11 protein-coding genes and 1 riboswitch are annotated in these 13,256 nt (G+C 66.9%); of the genes, 5 read left to right on the forward strand and 6 right to left on the reverse strand.

What is annotated here, in order from left to right; genetic code table 11:
* The first annotated feature begins 110 nt into the window (after positions 1-110).
* Entirely contained in the window at positions 111-938 is an 828-nt protein-coding gene (locus tag J2848_RS02715) for an RNA polymerase sigma factor (RefSeq protein WP_149235451.1), read from the forward strand.
* A 230-nt stretch (positions 939-1,168) separates the two neighbouring features.
* Here the strand turns inward: J2848_RS02715 and J2848_RS02720 are convergent, their stop codons facing one another.
* Positions 1,169-1,333, reverse strand: a complete 165-nt coding sequence (locus J2848_RS02720) for a DUF1328 domain-containing protein (protein WP_042689062.1) — start codon at positions 1,331-1,333, stop codon at positions 1,169-1,171.
* 354 nt (positions 1,334-1,687) lie between these two features.
* Here J2848_RS02720 and J2848_RS02725 point away from each other — a divergent pair, with 354 nt between their 5' ends.
* A complete protein-coding gene (locus tag J2848_RS02725) occupies positions 1,688-2,095 on the forward strand; it encodes a hypothetical protein (protein ID WP_149235450.1) in 408 nt (135 codons plus the stop codon).
* A gap of 1 nt (position 2,096) precedes the next feature.
* On the opposite strand, the gene J2848_RS02730 is transcribed toward J2848_RS02725, so the two are convergent.
* Complete coding sequence (locus J2848_RS02730) at positions 2,097-4,169, reverse strand: YjbH domain-containing protein (RefSeq protein WP_149235449.1); 2,073 nt, start codon at positions 4,167-4,169, stop codon at positions 2,097-2,099.
* A gap of 88 nt (positions 4,170-4,257) precedes the next feature.
* A complete protein-coding gene (locus tag J2848_RS02735; protein ID WP_149235448.1) occupies positions 4,258-4,677 on the reverse strand; it encodes an OsmC family protein in 420 nt (139 codons plus the stop codon).
* 179 nt (positions 4,678-4,856) lie between these two features.
* Between J2848_RS02735 and J2848_RS02740 the strand changes: the two genes are divergently transcribed.
* Complete coding sequence (locus tag J2848_RS02740) at positions 4,857-5,834, forward strand: cation diffusion facilitator family transporter (RefSeq protein ID WP_246194497.1); 978 nt, start codon at positions 4,857-4,859, stop codon at positions 5,832-5,834.
* A 4-nt stretch (positions 5,835-5,838) separates the two neighbouring features.
* Here J2848_RS02740 and J2848_RS02745 read toward each other — a convergent pair whose 3' ends face one another.
* Positions 5,839-6,354: a phasin family protein gene (locus J2848_RS02745; RefSeq protein ID WP_149235447.1), complete on the reverse strand. Its 516-nt coding sequence runs from the start codon at positions 6,352-6,354 to the stop codon at positions 5,839-5,841.
* Between the two features lie 84 nt (positions 6,355-6,438).
* Positions 6,439-7,647 (reverse strand): O-succinylhomoserine sulfhydrylase, encoded by a 1,209-nt coding sequence (gene metZ, locus J2848_RS02750; RefSeq protein WP_149235446.1) that lies wholly within the window; start codon positions 7,645-7,647, stop codon positions 6,439-6,441.
* An 80-nt stretch (positions 7,648-7,727) separates the two neighbouring features.
* A riboswitch (SAM riboswitch) is annotated at positions 7,728-7,807 on the reverse strand.
* Between the two features lie 85 nt (positions 7,808-7,892).
* On the opposite strand from metZ, the gene J2848_RS02755 reads away from it, so the two are divergent.
* Positions 7,893-8,837: an AraC family transcriptional regulator gene (locus tag J2848_RS02755; RefSeq protein WP_246194496.1), complete on the forward strand. Its 945-nt coding sequence runs from the start codon at positions 7,893-7,895 to the stop codon at positions 8,835-8,837.
* Positions 8,838-8,879: 42 nt separating this feature from the next.
* Here the strand turns inward: J2848_RS02755 and murJ are convergent, their stop codons facing one another.
* Entirely contained in the window at positions 8,880-10,454 is a 1,575-nt protein-coding gene (gene murJ, locus J2848_RS02760) for a murein biosynthesis integral membrane protein MurJ (protein WP_149235493.1), read from the reverse strand.
* 296 nt (positions 10,455-10,750) lie between these two features.
* Between murJ and J2848_RS02765 the strand changes: the two genes are divergently transcribed.
* Complete coding sequence (locus J2848_RS02765; RefSeq protein ID WP_253568568.1) at positions 10,751-13,240, forward strand: hybrid sensor histidine kinase/response regulator; 2,490 nt, start codon at positions 10,751-10,753, stop codon at positions 13,238-13,240.
* Positions 13,241-13,256: the final 16 nt, after the last annotated feature.

Below are 13,256 nucleotides of genomic sequence, written 5' to 3' on the forward strand. Positions count from 1 at the left end.
TCTCCGTTGTCCGGGGCCGTCGCGCCGGAGGCCCCGGCAAAGCCATCCGCACCCACGATGCGGGCGGCGGCGCCGTGGCGAACGGCATTGAAGGAGGCATCGTTTTACCGATGGCGAACCACGTCGCGACCACCTTGAGCCACCGACTGCGCGTTCCGGCCGAGCCGGTGCCCTTCGGCGCCGAGGCCGTTGGCCGGACCCGTTCGGATGGCCTGCCGACGTACCTTGACCAAGACACTGCTGATGCCAGGGCCGATGCCAGGATGGAGACCCATTTGACTGTCCATGCGGAGGCCAGGAGGGCCAAGGCCAGCAGCGAGATCGACGAGGCCCCGGCCGATGTCGATGCCCCTGATGCTGAAGTTGCCAACGTTGACGTTGCTATCGAAGCTGCTGAGGAAGAAGAGTTCCACCCCGATCCCAACGCTCCGCCGGATCCGGCGGTAATCCGTCAGATCGAGGAGGAGATCCCGCGCCTTCGCCGTTTCGCCCGCGCTATGGTGCGCGACGCCACGCTGGCCGACGATCTGGTGCAGGAATGCCTGGAGCGCGCGCTGTCGCGGCTGCATCTGTGGCGCCCCGGCACCAACCTCCGCGCTTGGCTGTTCACCATCCTGCGCAACCTGCACATCAACGGCGTGCGCCGCCGCCAGCCGGTGGTCGACATCGATGCGGAGGCACAGGCCGCCATCGGCGCCGCTCCCGGTTCGCAATTCGTGCGGATGGAACTGCGCGACCTGCGCCGCGCGCTGGCCCTGCTGCCGAACGAGCAGCGCGAGGTGGTTCTGCTGATTGGGCTGGAGGGCATCTCCTACAACGAGGCGGCCGACATCCTGGGGATTTCCATCGGTACCGTGAAATCGCGCCTGTCCCGCGGTCGCCGCGCCCTGCGGCTGCTGATGGAGGGGCAGAACCCATCGGACGACACGGACGCCTGAATTCGATCGCCTGGTGAAATTCGTGGGGTGTCCGGTCGCCGGGCACCCCTTTTCATGATTGTCGACGACGGCCACAGGCGAAGAAGAAAGGCGGCGTCCACGTCGGATGCCGCCGGAGGCAGGGACAATCGAGATTCCGCCCGGGCTCGCCGGCGCTGACGTCGTCTCTGGAGGAGAGCGTGTTGCAGTGTCAGGAGATGCTGCGATCAACCGGCCGGTTTGCCGCTTCCCTACCGTCGCCGAACCAGACCCATGATCAGGCTGATGGCGAACAGGACCAGGAACAGGAAGAACAGGATCTGCGCGATGCCGGAGCTGGCCGACGCGATCCCACCGAACCCGAGCGCGCCGGCGATCAGCGCGATGACGAAGAAAACGAGAGCCCAATAAAGCATCATATCCTCCTTCGCTTGGCCGAATAGTCACCAAGGACTGCCGGCGTCACGCATGAGACAAGTCGTGACCGCACCCGCCGTCCCGTCGTCTCCGTCCCTCGGCCTCCTGGGTCATGCAAGTCGGGCCAAGGTGACGGTAAGCACAGCCGGTGAGGCGGCATTCGAAGACCAGAACAACGCCATGGGCATGATGTTCCCGGCTCCTGACCGGTCGGAGTATCGGGGTGCCGTAGGGCTGGTGCGGACTGGCATTTATGCAACAACGGGGCTGCCGGAGCGTTTCCGCTTCCTGAGAGGCCTGGCATCCGCCGGCCACAAGGGACGACAACGAGTGAGGACGCTATGAGGAATGGATTGATCCTGACGGCCATGGTCGCGTCATTGGCGGTGGCTCCGGCGGCGATGGCACAGCAGACCTATTCGCAAAGCTATTCCACCTATTCAGGAAGCACCGGTGGCGATGTCTCCGGGGTGACGGGCTCCGCCAGTGGATCGGCGTCCGATCTCGCCGGGCGTCGTGGCCGGGGGCAGAAGCCGATCGAATTGCAACAGACGACGCTGCTGAACCAGCTCAGCGCCGCCGGCTATGTCTCGGTTCGCGACTTCCGCAAGGAGGGGGACCGCTACGTCGCCAGTGCCATGACCCCGCAAGGCCAATGGACGACCGTGGTGCTCGACCCGCGCAATTCCTCGACGACGCCCGCCAAATCTTCGGTGATCAACTCTTCGGTGATCACGCCGGGTACCAAGCCGATCCGCTGAGTCAATTCAGCAGTCGCGACCATGTGCCGGTGAGGCGGCCGACGCTTCCCGGCACGCGGAGGTCGTAGAGCGGCAGGGGCTGCTGCAAACGCTGCCCGGCATCGCGGCCCAGGGTGCGGACAGCCGTTTCCACCGTTCCGCCGACCGGCAACCAACCCGACGCGGCGATCGGCACCACCAGCGCCACTCCCCAGTCCATCCGCCCGCCGAAGCGGCTTTGGGCTCCATCCGGCCCCTCGGTCCAGGTGGCATGGGCGGTCAGACCGATGCCGCCGTCGAAACGCCGCATCACCTCCACCGTGCCGCCCCAATCGCCACCGAGATAGCGGCCGAGTCGAAGCGCGGTCGTCGTGTCGGCGCCGGGGGATTCCCAATAGAGGCTGGCATGGCCGGTGCCGCGGGCATCGCCACGGTCGATGGCAAACAGGCCATCCGGCCGCCGTTTCCACACCTGATTGACGTCGAGTCCGATCGCCCAGCGTGCCGAGAGCGGCTGCACGAGAGCCTCCGCGCCGATCCCGCCGTACATTTCCTCCAGATGGCCGGCGGACAGCCGGGTGGTCAGTCCATCCATTGGCCGGGCAAGCCACGCCGCATAGGCATGCTCGAGGGCAATTGGACGGTCGGTGTAGCGGGGCAGATCACTGCGCACCGGCTGCGCCGCCGGCAGGGCATTGGTGTCCAGCAACTCCAGATCGCTCGGCGCGTTGATGCGCAGCCCGCCGCCCAGCACCAATCCACGTAGCGGCTCCGCCCGCAGCATCACGTCGGTGTGGGTGCGCTGGGCCAGGGTGGTTCCCAACTCCGCCAGATCGAAGGTGGCGACCAGCCGCGTCGACAGGTCGAGGTGCGGGCGCCAGTCCGGCGGCGGCTCGGCCGCGGAGGCGAGTTGGGTGGTGCGCCAGATCTCCTCGGAGCTGCCACGGTGGCCGGCTGCCCGTTCCAGATCACGGCGCAGCAGGGTCACGGAAGCGGTGTCAAGACCCGCAACACCGGTAACGACGCGCAGCCGCTCGACCTGCGGCGGGGCGAGGTCGGCGAGCAGGCGGGCGGCGTCGCCGACCTCGCGCGCCAGCGGCATGCGCCCGCTGCCGGCCGGGTCGAGCCAGAGCGTGACCATCTCACCTTCGATCCGGGCTGAGCGGACGGGCAGGCCGCGGCTGCGGGCCACCAGGGCGATGGCATCAGCCGACAGCGCCGATCCGGCGGAGGGGCGCGGACCGATGGCCGGGGGAGGGTGATCGGGGCGGTCGGCATCCACTGCGGGATCGAAGCGGACCGACAGCCGCAGCATCAGCCGCCGTCCCTGCTCGTAGGCCGCCCCCAGATCGGCCCAGGATGTCGGGCGCCAGGACAGGCCGAGGTTGTAGCGGCTGCCGGGATCGAAGCCGGGTTCGTCCTGCCGCTGGGCACGGAAACGATCGCCGGAGGATTCCAGCTTCAGGCTCAGCCCGTCGACCGGCGTGTGCCATTCGGCACCGCCGAACAAAGCCACACGCTCGCCGCTGAACCATGCCTTGGGACCACGGGTGGTTGGCCAGGCGGAAGGATCGCGGTCGCGGCGGAACCGGCCGCCCAGGAAGCGCAGCGGGTTGCGCAACTGCCCGGCCTCTCCCAGCGTGCCCCATCCCATGCCGAGGGTCAGGTCCAGGTCCCACCAACGGCGCGATAAGGCGATGTATTCGCCGGCGAAGCGCCCCTTGCCCGGCAGGTCCAGCCCCGATCCGGTGACGTCGCGTCCACCGACCACGATCGCCGGCCCATGCTCGTTCTCCCGCCTCAAGCGGAGCTTCAGGTCGAGCCCAGGTTCGCTAAGGCCGTAATAGCCGGGATAGACGCTGTTGCGCGCGGTGACCTCCAGCCAGGGCAGCGGCTGGGCCGAGATCGTAAAGTGGCGGTGCAAGTCGCCGAGCGCGGTCAGCCCGCCGCTCATCGAGCCGTCTGGCGCCATCCGCGCGGTCGGCGCCTGCAACAGCCCGATCCCGCCCCAGTCGGACAGGCTGACACGCGCCTCTTCGGCGAACGCAGGGGCGGACGATGCCGCGAGAAGAACAAGGAGAGCAAATGGATGCACGCGGTGATCGCGAAAAATCGGAGCTGCCGCCTGATTTTTCGCGAGTCATGCGTATGGATGCAATTGAAAAGTTGTGCTGGTTGCCGTTTTACTGCGCTTCGACCACTTCGAAGTCGTGGGTGATGGTGGCGGTCTGGCCCAGCATGATGGAGGCGGAGCAGTATTTCTCGGCCGACAGGGCGATGGCGCGCTCCACCTTCGCTGGGTCGAGCTTGCGGCCGGTCACCGTGAAATGGACGTGGATCTTGGTGAAGACCTTCGGATCGGTGTCCGCCCGCTCCGCTTCGATGGCAGCGACGCAGTCGGTGATCTGCTGCCGCCCCTTCTCCAGGATCATCACCACGTCGAAACAGGTGCAGCCGCCCATGCCGATCAGCAGCATTTCCATCGGGCGGATGCCGGCGTTGCGGCCGCCGGCTTCCACGGCGCCATCCATCACCACGGCATGGCCGCTGCCGGATTCGCCGACGAACATCTTGCCGTCCACCCAGGTGACGCGCGCCTTCATGACCATTTCCTTCGTTCACTGTTGATCGTGAGTGACCGCGCGAAGCTAGGCGTGGCGGCGGATCGGCGCAAGGGGGGCGCTACGCCCTTCGGCGCAAGGGAGCGCTGCGCCCTTCAATGTCGGACTTGTCCAACCGCGTCCGCGCGCCCAAAGTCGGGGGCGCTGCGACGCACCATCCGATGACGAGACCCACCACCATGCCGCACGGCCATTCCCATGGCGGTTCCAGCCATGCCGGTCACGACCATGCTGAACATGACCATGCCGGCCATCACCATCACGGTCCGGTGCGTTACGACCGCTCCTTCGCACTGGGGGCGCTGCTGAACATCGGCTTCGTGGCAGTGGAGGCGGTCTATGGGCTGATTGCCAACTCCACCGCCCTGCTGGCCGATGCCGGGCACAATCTCAGCGACGTGATGGGACTGCTGCTGGCCTGGGGTGCCGCTTGGATGGGGCGACGAATCCCGCAAGGTCGCTATACCTACGGCTTCGGCAACGCCTCGATCCTGGCGTCGCTGCTGAACGCGATGATCCTGCTGATCGCCGTCGGGGCCATCCTGCTGGAGGCGGCCAACCGCCTTGCCGCTCCCGAGCCGGTGGGGGAGACCACGGTGATGGTGGTGGCGGTGATCGGCATCGTCATCAATGCCTGGACCGCCTGGCTGTTCATGGGCGGTCAGAAGCAGGACATCAACCTGCGCGGCGCCTATCTGCATATGGCGGCCGATGCGGCGGTGTCGCTGGGCGTGGTGGTAGCGGCGCTGGCGATCCGCTTCACCGGCTGGCTATGGCTGGATCCGGTGACCAGCATCGTGATTGCCCTGGTCATCGTCGCCGGTACCTGGGGCTTGCTGCGCGATTCGATACGGCTGGCGATGGACGCAGTGCCCGACGGCGTCGACCGGGCGGGGGTGGAGCGTTATCTGGCAGGGCTGCCCGGCGTCGTTGCCGTGCACGACCTCCATATCTGGCCGATCAGCACGGTGGAAACCGCCCTGACCGCCCATCTCGTCCGGCCCGGCATGAACCAGGACGACACGCTTCTGCTGGAGATCTCGACGGTGCTGAAGGACCGCTTCGGCATCGGCCACGCCACCATCCAAGTGGAGCATGACGGCAGCTGCTGCCGCCTTGCTCCGGCGGACGTGGTCTGACCCTTTACGCCTGTTCGCGGGCGAGGCGGCGTGCGTTGGCGCGCACCTTGCGGTAGGCGGGATTCATGCCGGCGGCGGCAAGGGCGGCCGTCGCCTCGATCAGGCGCAGGTTGGCGTGGATGCCGGCATCGACGGCATCGGCCAGCAGGCGTTGCTGGACGTCGACGATCTCCACCGGGTTCTTGCAGGTGGCGAGGCCGCCGATGGTGGTGGCGACCGCCTGGGTCTGCTTGGTGATCATGGTGATCCAGGCCTGCCCGAACTCGCCGAGGCCCGTGGCGACGGCATGGAAGGCTTCCACCGCAGCCTCCACCTTCTCCGCACCCATGCGGATGAACTCCGGATTGGCGAAGTCGATCGGGTTCGACAGGGCCGCCGTCATCATCGCGGTGCGATAACCGATGGTCTGCGCCGCCGCGACGCCCATTTCGCTACTGCGAAGGCCGGTCTTGGTGAGCTGGCCCGCCACCGCCATGAGCCTGTCGGTGGGATGGCCGTTGCCGGCGTTCTGTCGTGCCATGGGCGTCGCCTCTCTCAAAAAATCGTTGCCGTAACCTGACTGCAGGGTCAACGCTGCACTGCAACATAGGTTCCGGCACGATCTTTACGCCTCGGCGAGCGCGCGGTCGAGATCTTCGATGATGTCCCGGGGATCCTCTAGACCAACGGACAGGCGCAGCAGGCCGGGTTCGATCCGGGCGGCGACCTTCTCCTCGTCCGTCAGCTTGGAATGGGTGGTGGTGGAGGGGTGGGTGACGAGGCTCTTCGAATCGCCGAGATTGTTGGAGATCATCACCATGCGCAGGCCGTTCAGCGTATTGAACGCCTCGGTCTTGCCGCCCTTCAGGAAGATCGACAGCATATTGCCGCCGCCGGTCATCTGCTTGCGCACCAGATCATATTGCGGGTGGCTGGGCAGCAGCGGGTACAGAACCTGGGCGACCTTCGGATGGCTTTCCAGGAACTCTGCGACCTGGAGGCCGGCCGCCGACTGGGCCTGGACGCGCAGTTCCAGCGTCTCCATGCCCTTCAGCAGAAGCCAGGAATTGAAGGGGGAGATGGTCGGGCCGGTGTTGCGCAGGAAGGGGTGGATGACCTCCGAAGCGTACTTCTTGTCCTTGGCCAGGATGACGCCGCCCAGGCAGCGGCCCTGGCCGTCGATGTGCTTGGTCGCCGAATAGATGATGACATCGGCACCGAAGTCGAACGGGCGCTGGAGCACCGGCGTCGCGAAGGCATTGTCGACCACCACCACGGCACCCGCCTTGTGGGCGAGATCGCAGACCGCCTGAAGGTCGACGACCTCCAGGCCGGGGTTCGACGGGGTTTCCAGGAAGACCGCCTTGGTCGGCTTGGACAGCGCTTCTTCCCATTCCGTCAGGTTGGTGCCATCGACGAACACCGTCTCGATGCCGTAGCGGCTACATAGATCCTTCAGGATCCAGTAGCAGGAGATGAACAGCGCCCGCGGCGCCACCACCCGGTCGCCGGTGCGCAGGCCGCTCATCAACGCGCCATGCACCGCCGCCATGCCGCTGGCGGTGGCATAGGCCCATTCCGCGCCCTCATACTCGGCCAGTCGGTCCTCGAACATCGCCGAGGTCGGGTTGCGGAAGCGGGAATAGACGTGACGCGAACCGTCGTTGGCGAAGGCGTTCTCCGCCTCCTCCGCGGAGCCGTAGACGAAGCCTGAGGTCTGGTACAGAGCCTCGCAGGTTTCGTCGAACTGCGAACGGCGGATGCCGCCATGGACCAGCTTGGACCGCGGGCGCAGACCCGCGACGTTCGGATTGCGATGATCGGTGCGCGACATTCCGCGACTCTCCCCTGATGATCGCCGGTGGGGCAAGGCCGGCCGCAAACAAAAAACGCCCCGACCGATCGGGTCGAGGCGCGGACGCGGCTCGGACCTTTTTAGCGGATTGTTTTACGTGGCCCGCAAGCCGGTCGACCAAATCACCACGTGGGTCCGCTTGTACGACTGCCTATGACCGCCGTCAAGAGGGGTAGCGCCGCATTCCCCTCTTCCGGATCCATCCAGCCTGCCGATCCGCAATCGTGGCCGATATTCAGCAAGATGCGCCAGGACGGCTGCCGGACCCCGGCTTATGGTTCCCCTCATCAACCGTGCAGGCCAGACCGACGATGAGCAGGAAAGTATATGACGAAAGGTTTTCCCGGTTGTTCGAGTATATCGATCAGAATCTGGAAGGAGACCTGTCGCTCGACAGGTTGAGCGATGTCGCCTGCCTCTCGAAATTCCACTTCCATCGTCTTTTTTCGGCTCATTTCGATGTCAGTGTTGGGAAATACATCCAGCTGGCACGGTTGAAGCGGGCATCGTTCCGGCTGGCCTTCTATCCGGCCGACAAGGTCATCGACATTGCCTTGGACGCCGGTTTTGAAACGCCGGAATCCTTCTCCCGCGCCTTCAGGAAGGCGTTCGGCCAGACCCCGTCCGAGTTCAGGAAAACTCCGGAATGGCGGCGGTGGCACGACCGCTATCGTCACATCAAAAGAAAAAGGATCAGGACCATGGATGTTTCGATCGTCGACTTCGCGCCGGTCCAGGTGGCGGCCTACTGTCATCGCGGACCGATCGAAGGCGTGAATGACTCGGTTCGCATCTTCATCGACTGGCGCAAGAGCAGCGGGCTGTCGCCACGCGAGCGCTGCCGGACCTTCGGCGTCGCCTACGACAACCCGGAAATCATCGAGCCGGCCGACTTCCGGTTCGACATCTGTGGGGAGATCGACGGGGAGGTGCCCGAGAACCCCCAAGGTGTGGTGAAGAAGCTCATCCCCGGTGGGCGCTGCGCCGTGGTCAGGCACCGTGGAGCGCACGAGCAGATCGGGGAGTTCGTGAGATTTCTCTATGGCCGATGGCTTCCGGAAAGCGGCGAGGAGCTTCGTGATTTCCCGGTCTATTTCCACTATCTGAACTTCATCGGAGAAACGCCGGAGCATAATTTGCTGACCGACGTCTATCTGCCGCTGAAGTGAAGCCAGGGCACGGAAGTGGCGCCGCTTCCGTTGGCCGCTGGTTCAGCCGACCTGCTCCTTGCTTGGTTGCACCTTTTTCGACAGCATCCCCTTCACGTCTCCCAAATTTGCCCCGCCCAGCAGCGCCGCCAGCGCTCCGAAGGCCGCGGCGCCGCCTGACACCAGCAAGGCCAGTGCGACGAACCGCACCGCGGTGGAGGGTGCAGCCAGCCAGGGCGCCAGCACACGCTCGCCCACCAGGAGCGCCGCCCCCATGCCGGCTGCCGCCACGGCGATGCGCGGCGCGCGGCGCTTCAACCGGCCGTCCAGGTCGAACAGGCCGCGCTTGCGCATCGCCGCCACCAGCAGCCCGACATCCAGCCAGGCGGTCAGGCCGGTGGAAAGCGCAATGCCGACATGCCCCAGCCAGGGCATCAGAAGCAGTGCCAGCAGGGCGGTGGCGACCGTCACGATGACGGCGACGCGCACCGGCGTCACCGTATCGTGGCGGGCGAAGAAGGCGGCGTTCAGCGACTTCACGATCACATAGGCCGGGATGCCGACGGCATAGGCGGCGAGTGCCATCGCGGTGGCGTGCGCCTCCTCCGGACCAAAGGCACCGCGCTGGAACAGCACCGAGACGATGGGCGTGCCCGCCACGCCGAGGGCGACCGCCGCCGGCAGGCCGAGCAGCAGGCTGAACTCCAGCGCCCGGCTCAGGTAGTGGCGGGCCATCCGCTCGTCCCCGGCAGCGACATGGCGCGCCAGCACCGGCAGAAGGGCGGTGCCGATGGCGATGCCGATGACGCCCAGCGGCATCTGGTTCAGCCGGTCGGCGTAATAGAGGAAAGACACCGCACCCGACGGCAGCAGCGAGGCCAGCACGATGTTCAGGAACAGGTTGATCTGCATGACCCCGGCGCCGACGGCACCCGGGCCGATCAACCGGAACAGCCGCCGCATTCCCTCCGTCATCCGCGGCGGACGCAGCCTCAGCACCACCCCGGCCTTTGCGCAGGCCCAGGCCATCCAGGCGACCTGCACAACTCCCGACAGCGTGACCGCCGCCGCCATGGCGGTGCCGGGCGCCAACCCCAGCCGCGGGGCGATCAGCAGGGCGGCGACCAACGTCAGGTTGAAGGCGATCGGGGCCGCGGCGAAGGGGCCGAAACGGTCGAGCGCGTTCAGCACTCCGCCGAGCAGCGCCACCAGCGAGATCAGCGCCAGATAGGGAAAGGTCAGCCGCGCCATGTCCACCGCCAGGGCGAACTTGGCCGGCTCGTCGACGAAGCCGGGGGCGAGGCCATGCATCAGCCAGGGCATGGCGACGATGGCGGCCAGCGTGAAGGGCAGCAGCATCGCCAGCAGCATTGTCAACGCCTCTTCCGCGAAGCGGATAGCGGCACTGCGGCCACGGGTCTGAAGCTCGGCGGCGAACAGCGGGACGAAGGCGACGCCGAAGGCGCCTTCCGCGAACAGCCGACGGAACAGGTTGGGCAGTTTCAGCGCGACGAAGAAGGCGTCGGCAACCGGGCCGGCGCCGAGCACGGCCGCTGTCAGAATGTCGCGTGCGAAGCCGGCCAGCCGGCTCAGCAGGGTCAGGCCGCCGACGGTGGCGATGGCGCGTGCGAAGTTCATCGGCGCGGTATAGCCGGCCGTGAAGGCGCGGCAAAGCCGGCTTTTCGGCGCGGTTCCCACCTGCCCGCCGTCATCCGGCGCCATCCGGTGCGCCGCAGCACCGCTCGAAACGCGATGGCTGCGATTCCAGTGCCGGCAGTCTGCCCGGGTGGAGCAACTGTCGTCGGCTGCCACCTTGCCGGTTGCGGCGTTGCGCCGGCATCTGCGTTGCGGCATGCTTGCGTCCGCCTGCCGCTGCCGTCCGCTTCCTGCCGATGGGCGCGGTCGGCGGACGATCCACTGCGTTCGGGGTTTACGTGAAGCGGGCGCTCTGGCTTTTCTCCGGTTTCGGCGGGCGTCTGGTTCTGCCCGCTCTGGCGGTTGCGCTGGCCATCGCTGCCCTGTGGTGGATTCTGCTCGACCGGCTTCACCGGGAAGAGCGGCTGCTTGATCTGACCGCCCATGAGAAGACCGCCGTCATCGCCCGTCTGGTGGAGGAGCATGCGGTCTCCACCTTCCGCCGTGTCGACGACCTGCTGCTGGACCTGATCGCCAACACCGAGCGCAACCGTTCCATGCGCCTGGATACCCGCCGCGCCTTCGAAGAGGGGCTGGTGGTGGGCGTCCGCGTCTATGACGCCTCCGGCATGCTGACCATGGGCGGGGGGCGCGCCACCTTCCAGGGCACGGTCACCGATCGCGACGAGTTCCGCATCGCCCGCGACGGCACGCCGCGCGGGCTGGTGATCGGCATTCCCTATGCCTCGTCGGAGGCGCAGGATCTGCTGATCCCGGTGTCGCGGCGGCTGGAAAACACTGATGGCACCTTTGCCGGCATCGCGGTCGCCGACATTCCGGTCGAATCCTTCGCCCGCTATTACCGCGTTCTCGGTCTGCCGTCCGATGGGGTAGCGACGCTGCTGCGCTTCGACGGCGTCATTATTGCCCGCAACACAGGGCTCACTGCCGTCACCGGCCGCGGAGTGGCCAACAGCGAGCTGTGGCAGGCGATCCGGCAGCATCCCGTCGGCCACATGCGGATGGTCAGTCCGGTCGATGGGGTGGAGCGGATCACCGCCTTCCGGTCGGCACCCGACTATCCGGTCATCGCCATCGTCGGCGAATCGGTCGAGACGGTGTTCGGCCCTTGGCGCGACAACGCCCGCCTTTACATCGGCTGGGCAGTCGTCACCACGGTGGTGATCCTGCTGTTCGTCATCGCCTTTATCGTCGAACTGCAATGGCGCCGCCACACCGATCGGGCGCTCAGGGTGCGCAACCGGGCGCTGGCCTGGAGCAACGACGGCATCATGATCGCCGACGCCACCCAACCGGGAATGCCCATCGTCTATGTCAATCCGGCGCTTGAACGGCTGCTGGGTACGCCGACATCCGATCTGATGGGCAGCGGCGCCCTGACCGCGCTGGAACGGGCGACGAACGACCGGGCGGCCTTGCAGCCCCTGCGCGACGCCATCGTTGTCGGCCGCGATGCCCGGGTGGAACTGACCCGTCCCGATCCGGTGACGGATGGGCCAGACTTGAAATGGCCGCGCTGTCTGGAGCTGAGCGCCTCGCCGGTGCGCGACCATGACAACCGGCTGGTTAGCCTGATCGCCACCGTCCGTGACATCTCCGAACACAAGCGGGTCCAGTCGGCTCTGGCCGAGGCGAGGCGGGAGGCCGACCGGGCGAACGTCGCCAAGTCGAAATTCCTGGCGGCCGCCAGCCACGACCTGCGCCAGCCGGTTCAGTCGCTGATGCTGCTGATGGAGGTGCTGTCCAGCCGCGTCAGCGACGGCATGAGCCGCAATGTGCTGGGCACGATGGAGCGGGCGCTCGGCGCCTTGAAGATGCTGCTGGACGGGCTGCTCGACGTCTCCCGGCTGGAGGCCGGTGCGGTGGTGCCGGAGGTCGAGGTTTTCCCGTTGTCCGAGGTGATGGAGCGCGTCGCCGCCAACAGCCGCCCGGTCGCCGTCCAGAAGGGGCTGATCCTGCACATCGTGCCGTGCAGTACCCATGTGCGCAGCGATCCGATGCTGCTGGGCCGGATCCTGCAGAATCTGGTGGAGAACGCGCTACGCTACACCGACAAGGGACGGATCCTGATCGGCTGCCGCCGTCGCGGCGAGGCGTTGCGAATCGAGGTATGGGACACCGGCATCGGCATTCCCGCCGACCAGCAGGAGGACATCTTCCAGGAGTTCGTGCAGGTCGGCAATGCCAGCCGCAACCGTGACCAGGGCCTGGGCCTTGGGCTGGCGGTGGTGCGGCGGCTGTCGGTCATGCTGGGGCATCAGGTGACGGTGCGGTCGACGCCCGGCGAAGGGTCGGTCTTCGCGGTCGAGGTCCCGGTCGCCGACCCGCCGGCGGTGAAGCCGTTGCCCGCTCCGTATTCTTCCCGTCCGGCTTTCGCCACCACCGTGCTGGTGATCGAGGATGATCCAATCGTCCGTGAAGGGCTGCGCGCCATGCTGTCGGAGTGGGGCTATACCGTTCTGGCCGCCGAGTCCTGCACCGAGGCGCTGGACCTCGCCAACCGCGGGCCGGCTCCCGACCTGATCGTCGCCGATTACCGCCTGCGCGAGGGCCGCACCGGGACGGAGGCGATCCGCGAGGTTCGGCTGGCCCTGGGCCGCATCCTGCCGGGGATCCTGGTCACCGGTGATACCGCCCCCGCCCGCACGCAGGAGGCGGAGGCCGGCAATTTCCGCGTGATGCACAAGCCGGTGATCGCCGCCGACCTGCGCCGCGCGGTGGCGGAGGCGCTGGAACCGCTGCTGCGAGAACGCCAGACGGTCGCCTGACCGGCACCGGGCGGTC

It is taken from the genome of Azospirillum lipoferum (assembly GCF_024170005.1).
Lineage (GTDB): Bacteria > Pseudomonadota > Alphaproteobacteria > Azospirillales > Azospirillaceae > Azospirillum > Azospirillum lipoferum.